Source organism: Roseateles sp. GW821-FHT02E12, assembly GCF_059421665.1.
Genome location: NZ_JBWKVK010000002.1, coordinates 1,034,590 through 1,051,291 on the forward strand (window position 1 = coordinate 1,034,590; position 16,702 = coordinate 1,051,291).

Consider the following 16,702-nt stretch of genomic DNA (forward strand, 5'->3'; position numbering starts at 1 on the left):
TTTTTGAAGATCAGAACGAGTGGTAGATGCCGGCTTCGACGCCGCTCGAATCCTGCCCCGGCGTGATGGCCGAGCCGCCGGGGATCAGGAAGCGGCTTGTCTTGCTATTGTTGACCTGCGACGCCGTCGCGTAGAGCGATGTGCGTTTGGACAGGTTGTGCACATAGCCTACGGCAAACAGTTTGCCCGTGTAGTCCTCGCCATTGGCGCTGTTGCGTGAATGGGCATTGACGTAGCTGGCACGGATGACACCCGAGCCGATTGCGTAGTGGGCGCCGATGACGTAGTTCTTCTGCTCGCGTGTTGTCTGCTTGCTGTTGTGGATCAGGCCCAGCAGCTTGAGCGCGCCGATGCTGTAGCTGCCGCCCAGGTTGACGACCTTGAACTTGTCGCGGGCCACGGTGTTGGTCGTGTCCGAGATGCCCAGCGCCACGTCCAGCCCATTGCCGGCGTAGCCGATGCGCACGCCTGAGTAACGGCCCGTCGTGCCCTCGCCGGCGGCCACCATGGCCTGGCCATAGACGCCGCCCAGGCCATCGGGCAGGAAGTAGCCTACCGAGTTGTCCGAGCGGATCACCGTCTTGGAGGTGCCCGACACGCCGTCGAAGCCGTAGACCAGGTTGCTGGCTGCGCCCACGCCGTTGGTGCCGAAGGCGTTGAACTTGCTGATGTTCCAGAAGGTGGGCGTGTAGTCGCGGCCCAGGCGCAGTTCGCCGGCGGCTTTGCTCGCGAGGCTGACCGTCGCACGCCGCCGCCAGTCGCCGCCGGCGCCGACGTCGGGGCCGATGGCGCCTTCGAGGTGGAAGCTGGCGTTCAGGCCACTGCCGAGGTCTTCCTGGCCGCGAAAGCCGATGCGGCTGGTCTGCAGGCCGTCGATGCTCTCCATGTTGAGCGTCTTGCTGCCGTTCTTCAGGCGCTGCACGCCGACGTCGAGCACGCCGAAGATGGTCACGCTGGAGGATTGAGCGGCGGCCAGCGTCGATGCGCCCGCCAGTGCGGCTGCGGCAAGCAGCTTCACTTGGAAGTTCATGGTTGTCTCCTGTCTTATTGGGAGCCCCATGCTCAGCAGCGAGGCTGTCAATCTGCTGTCCATCGTGTCGGGGTAAACCTCAGCCCCTGCGAGGGCCCACCCCGGTGCTAGCCTGCCGGCCCATGAAGCTGCTGGTCATCGAAGACAACGCCGCGATGCAGACCACGCTGCAGCGCTCCTTCGAGCGCCGCGGCTTTCGTGTCGGCATCTGCGACGACGGCGCCAAGGCGCTGAACCGCTGGCGCGCCAGCGTGCCGGACGTCGTGCTGCTGGATCTGTCCATGCCGGGGCTCGACGGCCTCGACGTGCTGGCCCAGGCGCGCGCCGAAGGCCTGACGACGCCGGTCATCATCATCACGGCGCGCGGCACGCTGGGCGATCGCATCCTGGGCCTGAACACCGGCGCTGACGACTACCTGCCCAAGCCCTTCGACCTCGACGAGCTGGAAGCCCGCATCCGCGCGCTGGTGCGCCGCCAGGGGCAGGCCAGCGACGGCTTGCGGGTGGCGGAGGCGCCGAGCTTCTGTGGCCTGCGCGCCGATGCCGAAAGCGGCGCCGTCTACCACCAGGGCCAGCCGCTGGACCTGCCGCCGCGCGAGGCCGCGCTGCTGCGTGCGCTGCTGGTGCGGCCAGGCCAAGCCGTGGCCAAGGACAAGCTGTTCGAGCTGGTGTTTGCGGACGCTGCCGATGCCCAGCCCGACGCCATCGAGGTGGTGGCCTACCGCTTGCGCAAGCGCCTCTCGGCCACCGACGCAAAGCTGGTGACGCTGCGCGGCCTCGGTTACCTGCTGCAGGCCAATGACTGAGTTCGCCAAGCGTCTGGCCGGGCTGTCCATGCGCGCCCGGCTGCTCTGGGGCATCCTGCTGCCGGTGGGCTTGGTCGTGGCCATCAACACGGTGAGTCTGTACCGCGACTCGCTGCAGGCAGCGGACACGGCCTATGACCGCACGCTGCTGGCCTCTGCCAAGGCCATCGGCGAGCTGCTGGGCGTGGATGGCGCGGGCGAGCAGGCCCGGCTGGTGGCGGCGGTACCCTATGCGGCGCTGGAGGCCTTCGAGACCGACAGCCGCAGCCGGCTTTACTTCAAGGTCAGGGGCTTCAAGGGCGAGATGGTCTCGGGCTACGACGATCTGCCCGACTGGCAGGGCAAGCTGCCTGACCAGAGCGCTTACGCGGCGCTGGTGGACTTTTACGACGACAGCTTCCGTGGCGAACCGGTGCGCATGGCGGTGCTGCTGCAGCCGGTGTCCGGCCAGACGGGCATGGGCCTGGCCACCATCCAGGTGGCCGAGACGCTGGACCTGCGCCGCAGCCTGGCGCGCCAGGTGCTGCTGCACACGCTGTGGCGGCAGGCGGCGCTTCTGGGGGTCATCGCCATCGTCGTCTGGGCCGTGGTGCAGCGCGCGACCAAGCCGGTGCGGGAGCTCAGCGCCGCGCTGCAGGCCCGCGACGCCGACGATCTCAGCCCCTTGCAGGCCCCCGGCATGCCGGCCGAGCTGGCGCCGCTGATCGTTGCCACCAACGACGCGCTGGCCCGCCAGGCTCGGCTGCTGGAGCACCAGAAGCGCTTTGTGCGCGACGCCTCCCACCAGCTGCGCACACCACTGGCCGTGCTGAAGGTGCAGGTGCAGTCGGCCCGCCAGGGCGACGTGGAGCCGCAGCAGGCCCTGGCCGAGATCGACACCACGGTGGCCCGAGCCACCCAGCTGGCCACCCAGATGCTGGCCCTGGCCCGCGCCGAGCAGATGCGCCAGCAGGGCGAGGCCATGCCCACGCAGGACTGGGCCGAGCTGACGCGGGCCGTGGCGCTCGACCTGGCGCCGTTGATCGCCAAGCAGGAGCTGGATTTCGACATCCGTACCCAGCCCGCGGCCGTCGACAGCCATGAGTGGGCGCTGCGCGAGCTGACGCGCAACCTGCTGCACAACGCCATCCAGCACACGCCGGCTGGCGGCCGGTTGAGCATCGATCTCACGGTTGACGCAGGCTGGGCGCGCCTCGTCATCGCCGACGGCGGGCCCGGGCTCACGCCGCAGCAGCAGGACAGGCTCTTCCTGCCGTTCGCGGTCGGAGAATCCGGCAAGGGATCGGGCCTGGGTCTGGCCATCTGCCAGGCGCTGGTGCACTCGCTGGGCGGCCAGATCGAGCTGGGCAACCGCATGGACGGCACCCGTGTGGCCGGCCTGGACGCGTGCGTGCGGTTGCCGCTGTCGGGCACGGCCAGGGCACCCTCCGCAGGCCCCAGGTAAACCCGTCCGAAGAGACCGTCAGGGTCTGCCTAGAATTTGCTGCACTGCACAGGAGATTTCCGCATGGCGACTGCCCGCAAAAAAGCGGCACCGACGAACGAGCAAACCGGCGATGCCAAGCCGCCCGGCCTGCGCATTCTGAAGAAATACCCCAACCGCCGCCTCTACGACACGCAGACCAGCAGCTACATCACGCTGGCCGACGTCAAGCGCATGGTGCTGGAAGGCATCGCCTTCGAGGTGCACGATGCCAAGACGCAAGAAGATCTGACGCGCTCCATCCTGCTGCAGATCATTCTGGAGGAAGAGACCGGCGGCGTGCCGATGTTCTCGACCAACTCGCTGGCCCAGATCATCCGTTTCTACGGCCATGCGATGCAGGGCGTGATGGGTGGGCTGCTGGAGCGCCAGATGCAGGCTTTCACCGACCTGCAGTCGCGCTTCACCGAGCAGACGCCGGGCGGCATCCCCTTCACGCCCGACGCCTGGACCGGCCTGATGGGCGGCTATGCCGAGCAGTCCAAGTCGCTGATGAACCAGTGGCAGGAGCAGCTCAAGACGGCCGGGGCGTTGTTCCCGTTCACGCCCAAAAAGTAGGTCGGTCGCCACATCGCCGAAAATACGGCGATGAACGAACAGATCACCCCCGCCGCCATCCCGAAGATTGGCTTCGTTTCGCTGGGCTGCCCGAAGGCGCTCACCGATAGCGAGCTGATCCTCACCCAGCTCCGCGCCGAGGGCTACGAGACCTCCAAGACCTTTGCCGGGGCCGACCTGGTCATCGTCAACACCTGCGGTTTCATCGACGACGCCGTCAAGGAGAGCCTGGACACGATCGGCGAAGCCCTGGCCAAGAACGGCAAGGTCATCGTGACCGGTTGCCTGGGCGCCAAGGCCGGCGCCGGCAGCAGCGATGCCGGTAGCCTGGTGCGCGAGATCCACCCCAGCGTGCTGGCCGTCACCGGCCCGCACGCCACGCAGGAGGTCATGGACGCCGTGCACACCCATGTGCCCAAGCCGCATGACCCCTTCGTCGACCTGGTGCCCAGCTACGGCGTCAAGCTGACGCCCAAGCACTACGCCTACCTGAAGATCAGCGAGGGTTGCAACCACCGCTGCTCGTTCTGCATCATCCCGAGCATGCGCGGCGACCTGGTGTCCCGCCCCATCGGCGACGTGCTGAACGAGGCCCGCGCGCTGTTCGAGAGCGGCGTGAAGGAGCTGCTGGTCATCAGCCAGGACACCTCGGCCTACGGCGTGGACGTGAAGTACCGCATGGGTTTCTGGGACGGCAAGCCGGTCAAGACGCGCATGCTGGACCTGGTGGCCCAGCTCGGCGAGATCGCCAAGCCGTTTGGTGCCTGGGTGCGCCTGCACTACGTCTACCCGTACCCGCACGTCGACGCGGTGCTGCCGATGATGGCCGAGGGGCTGGTGCTGCCTTACCTGGACGTGCCCTTCCAGCATTCCCACCCCGACGTGCTCAAGCGCATGAAGCGCCCGGCCAACGGCGAGAAGAACATGGAGCGCATCCTGCGCTGGCGCGAGAGCTGCCCGGAGCTGGTGATCCGCTCGACCTTCATCGCCGGCTTCCCCGGCGAGACCGAAGCCGAGTTCCAGCATCTGCTGGACTTCATGCAGGAAGCCCGCATCGACCGTGCCGGCTGCTTCGCCTACTCGCCGGTCGATGGCGCTAGCGCCAACGACATCGAGGGCGCATTGCCCCAAGAGGTGCGCGAGGAGCGCCGCGCACGCTTCATGGCAGTGGCCGAACAGGTCTCGGCCGCCAAGCTGCAAAGCCGCGTCGGCCAGACGCTGCAAGTCCTCGTCGATTCCGCACCGGCCCTGGGCCGCAAGGGTGGGGTGGGGCGCTCGTACGCTGATGCGCCGGAGATCGACGGCACCGTGAAGATCCTGCCGCCCGAGAAGGCCAGCAAGACGATGAAGGTGGGCGATTTCGTGCGCGCCCGCGTCGTTGCGGCGGATGGCCATGACCTGGTGGCGAGCCTGGTTTGATGAGCAAGAAGGCGCCCAGCACCCAGCTTATCCACCATCCCTACCGCGCGCCGGAAGGCTGGGACGCGGTGCCCGTGCCGGTGGCCAAGGCATCGACCGTGCTGTTCAAGGACACGGCCGACCTGCACAAGCCCCGCCCGCGCGACGGCCTGTGCTACCGCTACGGGCTGCACGGCACGCCGACGAGCTACACGCTGGCCGCGCGCATCGCGACGCTGGAGCATGCCGAACATTGCCTGCTCGTGCCCAGCGGCCTGGCGGCCGTGACGCTGCCATCGCTGGCGGTGCTGAGGCCGGGTGACGAGGTGCTGGTGCCGGACAACGTCTACGGCCAAAACCGCTACCTGACCGAGTCCTGGCTGCCGCAGTGGGGCGTCACGCATCGCTTCTATGACCCGATGACGGTGCCCGAGCTGCGCGACAACACCAAGCTGGTCTGGCTTGAGGCTGCAGGGTCGATCACGCTGGAGTTCCCGGACCTGCTCGGCACGTTGGCCGTCTGCCGCGCGCGCGGCATCACCACCGCGCTGGACAACACCTGGGGTGCGGGCCTGGCCTTCAACGGCTTCGAGCCGGCACCGGCCACCCACCCGGGCCTGGGCGCCGACATCGTCATGCAGGCGTTGACCAAATACGCCAGCGGCGGCGCCGATGTGCTGATGGGCTCGGTCTGCACTCGTGACCGCAAGCTGCACGACCGGCTCAACCATGCGCACGAGCATCTGGGCTACGGCCTGGGCCAGAACGATGTCGAGCTGGTGCTGCGCGGCCTGCCGACGATGCCGCTGCGCTACGCGGCGCAGGACCGAGTGACGCGCCAGCTGGCAAGCTGGGTGGCCGGACGGCCCGAGGTTGCGCAGGTTTTCCATCCGGCGCTGCCGGGCTCGCCGGGGCATGAAAACTGGCTTGCGGTCGGCGGCGCGGGCGCGGCCTGCCTGTTCTCGGCCGTCTTCAAGCCCGAGTACAGCGCGCGCCGGGTGGATGCCTTCGTCGACGCGCTGCAGCTCTTCGGTATCGGCTACTCCTGGGCCGGCCCGATGAGCCTGGCCGTGCCCTACGACATGAGCCGCAGCCGCGACCTGCCGTTGCCGTTCGACGGCGGCACGCTGGTGCGATTTGCGGTTGGTCTGGAGGATGGTGCCGACCTCAGGGCCGACATCGAACAAGCGCTGTCAGCTCTTGTTTGAGACCTTGTGCCGCATCAACTGACCGCGCTCCCGTTCCCAGTCCCGCTGCTTCTCGGTGTTGCGCTTGTCATGCTCGGCCTTGCCCTTGGCCAGCGCGATGTCGGCCTTCACGCGGCCACCCTTGTAGTGCAGGTTCAGCGGCACGAGGGTGAAGCCGCGCTGCTCGACCTTGCCGACCAGGCGCTTGATCTCGGCCTTGTGCATCAGCAGCTTCTTCGTGCGGTCAGCCTCGGGCGTGACGTGGGTGGAAGCGCTGCGCAGCGCGTTGATGCGGCAGCCGATCAGGAACAGCTCGCCGTTCTTGATCAACACGTAGCCATCGGTCAACTGGACCTGGCCCGCACGGATGGCCTTGATCTCCCAGCCGGACAGCACGACGCCGGCCTCGAACTGCTCTTCGATGTGGTAGTCGTAACGGGCGCGGCGGTTCTCGGCGATGGACATGGGCTGGGATGTGGGGCTTGTGGCCCTTCTTACAATCCCGGCATTCTATGAAGCAGGTCAAAAAGTCCGTTCTGCTCTGGCACACGCCACGCGAGATGTATGAGCTGGTGACGCAGGTTGAGCGCTATCCCGAGTTCCTGCCCTGGTGCCACAAGGTCGAGGTGCTGGCGGTGGATACCGACACGGTCACCGCGCGCCTGCACCTGGCCTATGCCGGCGTGCGCCACGCCTTCACGACGCGCAATCGCAACGAGGATGGCCGCAGCGTGCGCATGGAGCTCGTCGACGGGCCCTTCTCGCGCCTGGATGGCCTGTGGCAGTTCTTGCCGCTGAACAAGCCCGGCGCCGACGGCGAGCCCACGGCCTGCAAGATTGCCTTCGAACTGAACTACGCGTTCAGCAGCGGCGCGCTGGAGGCCGTCGTCAGCCCGGTCTTCGACCGCATTGCCAACACTTTCGTCGACAGCTTCGTGCAGCGCGCGGAAAGCATCCATGGTGCGCGTTGAACTGGTCTGGAGCCCGAGCAGTGGCGATGTGCAGCACCGCTGGCTGGATGCAGAGGAGGGCGCGACGGTCGGGGCTGCGCTGCGCGCCTGTGCCGATTTCATGGCGGCGTACAGCCAGCCGCTGGAAACGCTGCGCATCGGGATTTGGGGCCGCGTGCGACCGCTGGAAACACCGCTGCGTGAGCGCGACCGCATCGAGGTCTACCGCCCTCTGACCGTCGACCCCAAGGAGGCGCGGCGGCTGCGCTACGCCAAGCGCGGCGAGCGCATCGTTTCGCGGCATCGACCGCAGGCCGGCGTCACCAACAAGCGCTGATCACGCCCGCCGGCTTGCAGGCCTCGTCTCAGCGGCACTCGCTGGTGATGACGTCGCGGGCGCGGTTGACCTCGGAGGCGAGCTGGGCCTGATCCATGAAGACGCGCTCGCCCTTGTCGTTGGTGCGGGTGATGCGTTGGCCGCTCTGCAGTTCGCGCAGATTGGCCTGGGCCCGCGAGCAGTTCTCGCGGCGCTGCTCGGCCAGCTTGCGCTCTTCTTCCTTCTGCTTGGCGGCTTCGCTCTCCTGCTCCTTCTTCTGGCGCGCTGCGGCGTCCAGCTCGGCCTTGGTCGGCCCGCTGGCGGCCCCCCGGGGCGCGGATGCCGCGCTGGCCTGAGAGCCCTGCGGCGCGACGAGGATGGTTGGCCGTACCGGGGCCGGCGGGCGCTGCAGGATGTCCTTGTCCGGCGTGCCGGACGGGGGCGGCAGGTCGCTGTACTGCACGTTGCCCTTGGCGTCGCGCCACTTCCACTGGGCCTGGGCCGCACCCGCCACAACGAGGCAGAGCAGGGCGACGAGATGAGCTTTGCGAAGGGCTTTGCGAGGCATGCGGTCAGTGTAGCGTTGCGACCCTCCGTATAATGCCGCTTTGCGTCTGGAGCTTTCCTCATGCGCCTTCTCGGCAAAGCGCTCACCTTCGACGATGTTCTGTTGGTGCCAGCGTTCTCCCAGGTGTTGCCCCGCGACACCAGCCTTGCGACCCGTCTGTCGCGCAATATCCCCCTGAACCTGCCTTTGGTGTCCGCCGCGATGGACACCGTGACCGAGGCCCGCCTGGCGATCGCGATCGCGCAGGAAGGTGGCATCGGCATCGTGCACAAGAACCTCAGTGCCGAGGCTCAGGCGCGCGAAGTGGCTCGCGTCAAGCGCTACGAAAGCGGCGTCGTCCGCGAACCGCTGACCGTCGGCCCGAACACCACCGTGCGCGAGGCGGTGGAGCTGACCCGCCAGCACGGCTTCTCGGGCTTCCCGGTCGTCGAAGGCAAGCGCGTCATCGGCATCGTCACCGGGCGCGACCTGCGCTTCGAGACCCGCATGGACGCCCGCGTCAGCGAGATCATGACGCCGGCCGAGAAGCTCATCACCGTCAAGGACGGCGCGTCTACCGACGAGGCCAAGGCGCTGATGCACAAGCACAAGCTGGAGCGTGTCGTCGTCGTCAACGACGCGTTCGAGCTGCGCGGCCTGATGACCACCAAGGACATCACCAAGCAGACCAGCTTCCCGAACGCCGCGCGTGACAGCCACGGCAAGCTGCGCGTCGGTGCGGCGGTCGGCTTCGGCGACGACACCGAGCAGCGCGTTGAACTGCTGGTGCGTGCCGGCGTCGATGCTCTCATCGTCGACACGGCCCACGGCCACAGTGCTGGCGTGCTGGAGCGCGTGCGCTGGGTCAAGAGCAACTATCCGAACGTCGACGTCATCGGCGGCAACATCGCCACGGGCGCTGCGGCGCTGGCGCTGGTGGAAGCCGGCGCTGACGGCGTCAAGGTCGGCATCGGCCCCGGCTCCATCTGCACCACCCGCATCGTCGCGGGTGTCGGCGTGCCGCAGATCACCGCCATCGACAACGTCGTGACGGCGCTCAAGGGCACCGGCGTGCCGGTCATTGCCGACGGCGGCGTGCGTTACTCGGGCGACCTGGCCAAGGCCATCGCCGCGGGCGCCGACTGCGTGATGATGGGCGGCGCCTTCGCCGGCACCGAGGAAGCCCCGGGCGAGGTCATCCTCTACCAGGGCCGCACCTTCAAGAGCTACCGCGGCATGGGTTCCATGGGCGCGATGGCCAAGGGCAGTGCAGACCGCTACTTCCAGGACACGTCGGCCAACAACCCGAACACGTCCAAGCTGGTGCCGGAAGGCATCGAGGGCCAGGTGCCTTACAAGGGCTCGGTCGTGCAGGTCATCTTCCAGATGGCCGGTGGCCTGAAGGCGTCGATGCACTACTGCGGCTGCGGCTCGATTGCCGACATGCAAGACAAGGCCGAGTTCGTCGAGATCACGACAGCGGGCATGCGCGAGAGCCATGTCCACGATGTGCAGATCACGAAGGAAGCTCCGAACTACCGCAGCGAGTGAGCTGCTGACAGTGACAACGGGGCGACTGCAGTTCGCCCCGTTTCGCTTTTCAGGAACACGATGAGCCAATCCCCGCAACGCGCTCCAGCCATGGGTTTCATCATGGCGGCGGTGCTGATCGACATGATCTCCATCGGCCTCATCGTGCCGGTGCTGCCCCACATCGTGGGCGTGTTCACGCACAGCAACGACGAGCAGACGCTGGGCTTCCTGATGCTGACGCTGGCCTTCGGTGTCGCCAACTTTTTCGGCTCGCCCATCCTCGGCGCGCTGTCTGACCGCTATGGCCGCCGGCCGGTGCTGCTGATCGGCTTTGCCGGCCTGGGCCTGAGCTTCTTCGTGACCGCAACTGCCCCGGCGTTGTGGGTGCTGGTCGTCGTGCGACTGTTCTCGGGCGCGATGCAGGCCAACATCGCCATTGCCAACGCCTACGTCGCCGACATCACCGCTGGCGAAGACCGTGCCAGGCGTTTCGGCCAGCTCGGTGCGATGTTCGGCCTGGGCTTCATGCTCGGCCCGGTCATCGGCGGCATCCTGGGCGACATCAACGTGCGCCTGCCGTTCTACGCGGCCGGCACGCTGGCGGTCGTCAACTGGTGCTACGGCTTCTTCGTGCTGCCGGAGTCGCTGCCGCTGGAAAAACGCCGTGCGCTGGACTGGCGCAAGATGAACCCGATCGCATCGCTGCAAGGCCTGTCCAGCCTCAAGGGCGTCGGGCCACTGGTGCTGGTGTTGGCGTTGTCGTCACTCGCGCAGTTCATGCTGCACACCAGCTGGGTGCTGTACACCAAGTTCAAGTTCGGCTGGGGGCCGGGGCAGGTCGGCTGGTCACTGCTGGCGGTCGGCATCGTGTCGGTGCTGAGCCAGGGCGTGCTGCTCAAACCCATGCTCAAGCGCTTCTCGCCGCAGAGGCTCGCGGTCATCGGCATGACGTCGGCCTCGCTGGCCTATCTCGGCTTCGGCCTGGCGAGCGAGGGCTGGATGATGTACGTCGTCATCGCGCTGAACCTGTTCGGCGGCGTGGCCGCAGCCTCGATGCAGAGCATCATTTCCAACGCCGCCGACTCAACACAGCAGGGCCGCACGATGGGTGCCGTGTCATCGCTGAACAGCCTGATGGCCGTCTGCGCGCCAGTGGTGGCGCTGGAGCTGTTGCGCTGGGTGTCGTCGCGCCCGCCCGGCGATGTCGTCATCGGCCTGCCCTTCTTCACCTGCGCCGCGCTGCAAGCCACGGCCATGTTGGTCACCCTCCGTTTCTTCCGAAGCCACCCGCCGGTTCAACCCGTCCAGCCGGCCTGAAAGCCCCGCCATGCAACACGACAAGGTCCTCATCCTCGACTTCGGCTCCCAGGTCACCCAACTGATTGCGCGCCGCGTGCGCGAGGCGGCGGTGTACTGCGAGATCCATCCGAACGACGTGTCGGACGAATTCATCAAGAGCTTCGCGCCCAAGGCCATCATCCTCAGCGGCAGCCACGCCTCCACCTACGAAGACCACGAGCTGCGCGCGCCGCAGGCCGTGTGGGACGCCGGCGTGCCGGTGCTGGGCATCTGCTACGGCATGTTCACGATGACCGTGCAGTTGGGCGGCCAGGTCGAGGCCGCCGATCACCGCGAGTTCGGCTACGCCGAGGTGCGCGCGCACGGCCACACCAAGCTGCTGGAGGGCATCCAGGACTTCGCCGCGCCCGAGGGCCACGGCATGCTCAAGGTCTGGATGAGCCATGGCGACAAGGTCACCGCGATGCCACCGGGCTTCAAGCTGATGGCGTCCACGCCCAGCTGCCCCATCGCCGGCATGGCCAACGAAGAGAAACGCTACTACGCCGTGCAGTTCCACCCCGAGGTGACGCACACGGTGCAGGGCGAAGCGCTGCTGCGCCGCTTCGTGCGCGACATCGCCGGCTGCAAGGGCGACTGGCAGATGGGCAGCTACATCGACGAGGCCATCGCGAAGATCCGCGAGCAGGTCGGCGACGAGGAGGTCATCCTCGGCCTGTCCGGTGGCGTCGATTCATCGGTGGCTGCGGCCCTCATCCATCGCGCCATCGGCGACCAGCTCACCTGCGTCTTCGTCGACCACGGCCTGCTGCGCCTGAACGAGGGCGACATGGTCATGGACATGTTCGCCGGCAAGCTGCACGCCAAGGTCATCCGCGTCGATGCGAGCGAGCTCTTCCTCGGCGAACTGGCGGGCGTCAGCGACCCCGAGCAGAAGCGCAAGGTCATCGGCCGCCTGTTCGTGGATGTGTTCAAGGCTGAGGCCGCCAAGCTCAAGGCCGGCGACGGCGGCCACAAGGGAGCGAGCTTCCTAGCCCAGGGCACCATCTATCCCGACGTGGTGGAGAGCGGCGGCACCAAGACCAAGAAGGCCACGACGATCAAGAGCCACCACAACGTGGGCGGCCTGCCGGAGCAACTCGGCCTGAAGCTGCTGGAGCCGCTGCGCGAACTTTTCAAGGACGAGGTCCGCGCACTCGGCGTTGCGCTGGGCCTGCCGGCGGACATGGTCTACCGCCATCCCTTCCCCGGCCCGGGCCTGGGCGTGCGCATCCTCGGCGAGGTGAAGAAGGACTTCGCCGACCTGCTGCGCCGTGCCGATGCGATCTTCATCGAGGAGCTGCGCAACACCATCGACCCGGCCACGGGCAAGAGCTGGTACGCGCTGACCTCGCAGGCCTTCGCCGTGTTCCTGCCGGTCAAGAGCGTCGGTGTCATGGGTGACGGCCGCACCTACGACTACGTCGTGGCCCTGCGTGCCGTGCAGACCAGCGACTTCATGACGGCCGACTGGGCCGAGCTGCCGTACTCGCTGCTCAAGCGCACGAGCGGCCGCATCATCAACGAAGTGCGCGGCATCAACCGCGTGACCTACGACGTGAGCAGCAAGCCGCCTGCGACCATCGAGTGGGAATGATTCAAAGTTATGCCGGGTCGTCCAAGGCGATCCGGCGACTCTGAATAAGCCTAACGGCGACAGGGACTTAGATGTCCCCCAAGGCCCCAGCGCTTCCGCTAAGAGCTGGACGAGCTTGACGGCACTGAAGACTTCATCAGAACGCTGGTTCCTGGCGATCCGAGTTGATACCGTCAGGTCTTCTGACGGTATCAAACAGGGGCCAGGATGCTCACTGACATGGAATTGAGAGCGCTCAAGCCCGCTGGGAAGATCTACAAAGTCGCAGATGGGTAGGGGCTGCACGCCGCGGTCGAGGTCTGGCGCCAGGCCAACCGCGAAGGGGTTACGGTGGCCCGCTGCACTGCCGAGCCGTTCGAAGACGTATCCGACCTGATCGGTTCTAACGTGGTCGACCTCAGTGAGTTGCTGCGGCAAAGCCTGGGCGCCAAGGCCGGCAAAGCGGCCAAACCGGCGCCCGCTGCCAAGAAGGCCAGTGCCGACGCTGCGGTGAAAAAGGCGGCCGCCAGTGCGAAAACGGAGGAGGCCGCGTAGCAGCGTCACTTGGAACAGCGCGGGGTTGGCATGGCCGCTGCCTGAAGATTTGCGACCCACAAGCCAGCCGCGCTGTCGAGCTAACCGGAGGGTTCGGGTTTGTTTCTTGCTTGCAGCTAGCCCATGAGCAAGACCTCCACAAAGCCTGTCGCCAAGCTGGGTCTCGACGCTATTGAAGTCCGAGCGAGCGACGTTCACGGGCTGGGCGTCTTTGCGCGCTCAACGCTGAGAAGCGGTCAGCTCGTCGGCGACTACGACGGGCGGCGCTACAGCGGTGATCACGTCGAGATGCATCGCGAGGATGGCGTGACGTATCTGTTTTGCCTCTCGGAGGGCGGCTTCATCGACGGCAGCGAAGGGGGCAATGCCACGCGCCACATCAATCATTCCTGCGAGCCCAACTGTCGTGCCGAGGAGTACTGGCGCGCCGGCAGGAAACTGCACGTACGGATCAAGACGCTGCGTGCCATTGCAGAGGGGGAAGAGCTCTTCCTTGACTACTCGCTGGTCGTGGATGCAACGGATAGCCCGTCAACCTACCCCTGCTATTGCGGCGCGTCGTCGTGTCGTCAGACCTTGGTCGGCCCGGACGCTGGTTGAATCGGACTGCATGTCTGCGGCTGATGCTCGAGTGTCCCGGTGGCGCGCACCGCGCCTTGGACTCAGACCAGCTTGGCTGTGAGCGCGTCGACCACCCTTGTCCCGCAAAGTGGTGGTGCCAGAGGCGCATCTGGCCGGCGCCCTTGGCAGGCTCACTCGCCGAGTCGGCGCTGAAGTCCTATGCGCGCCTCCTGGCAGCTGGGTACGGCGCTCTGACAACGGCGAGATGTGCGCACCGTCGTGCGGTACGCCCCACCCCTACGGCCATCAAAGTGTCTGACAGAGGTACTTTGTTTGCATGTAGTCGTCGAGCCCGTAGCGAGAGCCCTCGCGGCCGTAGCCTGACTCCTTGACGCCGCCGAAAGGTGCGGCTTCGGCGGCCAGGGCGCCTTCATTGATGCCGACGATGCCGGTTTCCAGGGCCTCGGCGACGCGCCAGATGCGCTGCACGTCGCGGGAGAAGAAATAGGCTGCCAGCCCGAAGGGCGTGTCGTTCGCCGCGGCGACGACCTCGGCCTCATCGGCGAAGCGGGTGATCGGCACGACGGGCCCGAAAGTCTCTTCCTGGCTGCACTCCATGCTGGCGTCGACGTCGATCAGCACCGTCGGCGCGAAGTAGTTGGGTCCGGCGCTCAGGCGCCCGCCGCCGACGACGATGCGCGCGCCGCGGGCGACGGCGTTCTGCACGTGGCGCTCGATCTTGTCGACGGCGCGCCGGTTGATCATCGGGCCGATCTGCGAGCCGGGCTCGCTGGCGGGGCCTACCTTCAGCGCGCCGACACGGGCGGCCAGCTTTTCGACGAAGGCATCGTGCACGCGCTGGTGCACGAAGACGCGATTGGGACAGACGCAGGTCTGGCCGCCGTTGCGGAACTTGGCGGCCATCAGGCCATCGACGGCGGCGTCGAGGTCGGCATCGTCGAAGACGATGAAGGGCGCGTTGCCGCCCAGTTCCAGCGACAGCTTCTTCAGCGTGCCGGCCGACTCGCGGGCCAGATGCTTGCCGACCGGCGTCGAGCCGGTGAAGGTGATCTTGCGCACGCGGCCGTCGGCCAGCCAGACGTCCACGACCTCGGCCGCCCGCTCGCGCGAGGCGACGACGATGTTCAGCACGCCTGCCGGCACGCCTGCCTCCTCGGCGAGCCTGGCCAGGGCCAGCGAGGTCAGCGGCGTGTCCTCAGCCGGCTTGGCGACGACGGTGCAGCCGGCTGCCAGCGCCGGTGCGATCTTGCGAGCGATCATCGCGGCCGGGAAGTTCCACGGCGTGATCGCCGCGACGACGCCGACCGGCTCCTTCAGCACCATCATGCGGCGCCCGCTCACCGGCGCCGGGATGATGTCGCCATAGGCGCGCACGGCCTCCTCGGCGAACCATTCGACATAGCTGGCGGCATAGGCCACCTCGCCGCGGCCTTCGGCCAGCGGCTTGCCCTGCTCGCGCGATATCAAGCGGCCCAGGTCCTCCTGGTGGGCCAGGATCAGCGCGTTCCAGCGCTTCAGGATCTGGGCGCGCTGCTTGGCCGGCAAGGCTCGCCAGGCCGGGCCGGCGGCGAAGGCCGCATCCACCGCGGCGCGCGCGTCGGCGGCGCCGCTGTCAGGCACGCTGGCGATGGCGATATCCAGCGCCGGGTCGCTCACTGGCAGCGTGCGGCCATCCTGGCCGTCGCACCACTGTGCATTGATGAAGTTCTGCGTGCGCAGCAGGTCGGGGCGGCTGAGGCTCAAGGGCATGGCAGTCTTTCGGGGTTCAGGCCTGGGCCACCAGGCGGGCGATGGCTTCGCCCATCTCGGTCGTCGATGCCGTGCCGCCAAGGTCGCGGGTGCGCGGCCCTTCTCGCAGCACCGTCTCGATGGCGCCAAGCATCGCGTCGTGGGCCTCGGCCGCGCCGAGGAACTGCAACATCAGCGCGGCCGACCAGATCATCGCGACCGGGTTGGCGATGTTCTGGCCGTAGATGTCGGGGGCCGAGCCGTGAACGGGCTCGAACAGCGACGGGAAGCTGCGCTCCGGGTTCAGGTTGGCGGAGGGCGCCAGGCCGATCGTGCCGGTCGTCGCCGGGCCGAGGTCGGACAGGATGTCGCCGAACAGGTTGGACGCGACGACGACGTCGAAGCGGCCCGGCTGCAGCACGAAGCGCGCGCTGAGGATGTCGATGTGCTGCTTGTCGACCGTGATGGCCGGATAGTCCGCGCCGACCGCGTCCGCGCGGCCGTCCCACCAGGGCATGCTGATCGCGATGCCGTTGCTCTTGGTCGCCACGGTCAGGTGCTTGCGCTCGCGCGCCTGGGCCAGCTCGAAGGCGTAGCGCAGCACGCGGTCGGCGCCGAAGCGCGAGAAGACCGATTCCTGGATGACGATTTCGCGCTCGGTGCCGGCGTACATGATGCCGCCGAGGTTGGTGTACTCGCCCTCGGTGTTCTCGCGCACGACGAGGTAGTCGATGTCGCCGGGCTTGCGACCCGCCAGCGGGCAGGGCACGCCTTCGAACAGGCGCACCGGGCGCAGGTTGATGTACTGGTCGAACTGGCGGCGGAATTTCAGCAGCGAGCCCCACAGCGAGACGTGGTCGGGCACGGTCGCAGGCCAGCCGACGGCGCCAAACAGCAGCGCGTCGTGGCCTTGCAATTGCGCCTTCCAGTCGTCCGGCATCATTTGGCCGTGGGCGAGGTAGTAGTCGCAGCTGGCCCATTCGATGTGGGTCAGCTGCAGCTCGATGTCGAAGCGCGCCGCCGCCGCGCGCAGCACACGCAGCCCCTCGGGTATCACTTCCTTGCCGATGCCGTCGCCGGGAATCACGGCGATCTTGAATGTCTTGCGGGTCATG

17 protein-coding genes are annotated in these 16,702 nt (G+C 67.3%); 12 read left to right on the forward strand and 5 right to left on the reverse strand.

Going from position 1 to position 16,702, the window contains the following annotated elements; genetic code table 11:
- Positions 1-10: 10 nt before the first annotated feature.
- Positions 11-1,030: a porin gene (locus AC07V5_RS15535; RefSeq protein WP_495116577.1), complete on the reverse strand. Its 1,020-nt coding sequence runs from the start codon at positions 1,028-1,030 to the stop codon at positions 11-13.
- Between the two features lie 122 nt (positions 1,031-1,152).
- On the opposite strand from AC07V5_RS15535, the gene AC07V5_RS15540 reads away from it, so the two are divergent.
- The 5 genes from AC07V5_RS15540 to AC07V5_RS15560 all read left to right on the forward strand — a co-directional run bounded on the left by AC07V5_RS15540 (position 1,153) and on the right by AC07V5_RS15560 (position 6,483).
- The gene (locus AC07V5_RS15540) at positions 1,153-1,836 is read left to right on the forward strand and encodes a response regulator (protein ID WP_495116578.1); all 684 of its coding nucleotides are present in this window, start codon (positions 1,153-1,155) and stop codon (positions 1,834-1,836) included.
- Positions 1,829-3,280, forward strand: coding sequence for a sensor histidine kinase (locus AC07V5_RS15545; RefSeq protein WP_495116579.1), 1,452 nt, complete (start codon positions 1,829-1,831; stop codon positions 3,278-3,280). Before AC07V5_RS15540 ends, AC07V5_RS15545 begins: the two co-directional genes overlap by 8 nt.
- A 63-nt stretch (positions 3,281-3,343) precedes the next feature.
- Positions 3,344-3,877: a polyhydroxyalkanoate synthesis repressor PhaR gene (gene phaR, locus AC07V5_RS15550; protein WP_495116580.1), complete on the forward strand. Its 534-nt coding sequence runs from the start codon at positions 3,344-3,346 to the stop codon at positions 3,875-3,877.
- A gap of 30 nt (positions 3,878-3,907) precedes the next feature.
- Entirely contained in the window at positions 3,908-5,296 is a 1,389-nt protein-coding gene (rimO, locus tag AC07V5_RS15555; RefSeq protein ID WP_495116581.1) for a 30S ribosomal protein S12 methylthiotransferase RimO, read from the forward strand.
- Positions 5,296-6,483, forward strand: a complete 1,188-nt coding sequence (locus tag AC07V5_RS15560; RefSeq protein WP_495116582.1) for a PLP-dependent transferase — start codon at positions 5,296-5,298, stop codon at positions 6,481-6,483. Before rimO ends, AC07V5_RS15560 begins: the two co-directional genes overlap by 1 nt.
- On the opposite strand, the gene smpB is transcribed toward AC07V5_RS15560, so the two are convergent.
- Positions 6,469-6,927 carry an SsrA-binding protein SmpB gene (gene smpB / locus AC07V5_RS15565; protein WP_495116583.1) on the reverse strand — a complete coding sequence of 153 codons (459 nt, stop codon included), beginning with the start codon at positions 6,925-6,927 and terminating at the stop codon, positions 6,469-6,471. The genes AC07V5_RS15560 and smpB overlap by 15 nt on opposite strands.
- Positions 6,928-6,974: 47 nt before the next feature.
- Between smpB and AC07V5_RS15570 the strand changes: the two genes are divergently transcribed.
- Both AC07V5_RS15570 and AC07V5_RS15575 read left to right on the forward strand, forming a co-directional pair.
- Entirely contained in the window at positions 6,975-7,433 is a 459-nt protein-coding gene (locus AC07V5_RS15570) for a type II toxin-antitoxin system RatA family toxin (protein ID WP_495116584.1), read from the forward strand.
- Positions 7,420-7,749: an RnfH family protein gene (locus tag AC07V5_RS15575; protein WP_495116585.1), complete on the forward strand. Its 330-nt coding sequence runs from the start codon at positions 7,420-7,422 to the stop codon at positions 7,747-7,749. The genes AC07V5_RS15570 and AC07V5_RS15575 overlap by 14 nt, the downstream gene beginning before the upstream one ends.
- 28 nt (positions 7,750-7,777) lie before the next feature.
- On the opposite strand, the gene AC07V5_RS15580 is transcribed toward AC07V5_RS15575, so the two are convergent.
- Positions 7,778-8,296, reverse strand: a complete 519-nt coding sequence (locus AC07V5_RS15580) for a DUF4124 domain-containing protein (RefSeq protein ID WP_495116586.1) — start codon at positions 8,294-8,296, stop codon at positions 7,778-7,780.
- 60 nt (positions 8,297-8,356) lie between these two features.
- Here AC07V5_RS15580 and guaB point away from each other — a divergent pair, with 60 nt between their 5' ends.
- From guaB to AC07V5_RS15605, 5 genes are all read left to right on the forward strand, one after another.
- Entirely contained in the window at positions 8,357-9,826 is a 1,470-nt protein-coding gene (guaB, locus tag AC07V5_RS15585; protein ID WP_495116587.1) for an IMP dehydrogenase, read from the forward strand.
- Between the two features lie 60 nt (positions 9,827-9,886).
- Positions 9,887-11,125 carry an MFS transporter gene (locus tag AC07V5_RS15590; RefSeq protein ID WP_495116588.1) on the forward strand — a complete coding sequence of 413 codons (1,239 nt, stop codon included), beginning with the start codon at positions 9,887-9,889 and terminating at the stop codon, positions 11,123-11,125.
- Between the two features lie 10 nt (positions 11,126-11,135).
- A complete protein-coding gene (gene guaA / locus AC07V5_RS15595; protein ID WP_495116589.1) occupies positions 11,136-12,743 on the forward strand; it encodes a glutamine-hydrolyzing GMP synthase in 1,608 nt (535 codons plus the stop codon).
- Between the two features lie 330 nt (positions 12,744-13,073).
- A complete protein-coding gene (locus AC07V5_RS15600; protein WP_495116590.1) occupies positions 13,074-13,277 on the forward strand; it encodes a hypothetical protein in 204 nt (67 codons plus the stop codon).
- A gap of 123 nt (positions 13,278-13,400) precedes the next feature.
- Complete coding sequence (locus AC07V5_RS15605) at positions 13,401-13,877, forward strand: SET domain-containing protein (RefSeq protein ID WP_495116591.1); 477 nt, start codon at positions 13,401-13,403, stop codon at positions 13,875-13,877.
- A gap of 267 nt (positions 13,878-14,144) precedes the next feature.
- Here AC07V5_RS15605 and AC07V5_RS15610 read toward each other — a convergent pair whose 3' ends face one another.
- Positions 14,145-15,608: an NAD-dependent succinate-semialdehyde dehydrogenase gene (locus AC07V5_RS15610; protein ID WP_495116592.1), complete on the reverse strand. Its 1,464-nt coding sequence runs from the start codon at positions 15,606-15,608 to the stop codon at positions 14,145-14,147.
- A gap of 16 nt (positions 15,609-15,624) precedes the next feature.
- Positions 15,625-16,701 (reverse strand): tartrate dehydrogenase, encoded by a 1,077-nt coding sequence (locus AC07V5_RS15615; RefSeq protein ID WP_495116593.1) that lies wholly within the window; start codon positions 16,699-16,701, stop codon positions 15,625-15,627.
- Position 16,702 lies beyond the last annotated feature (1 nt).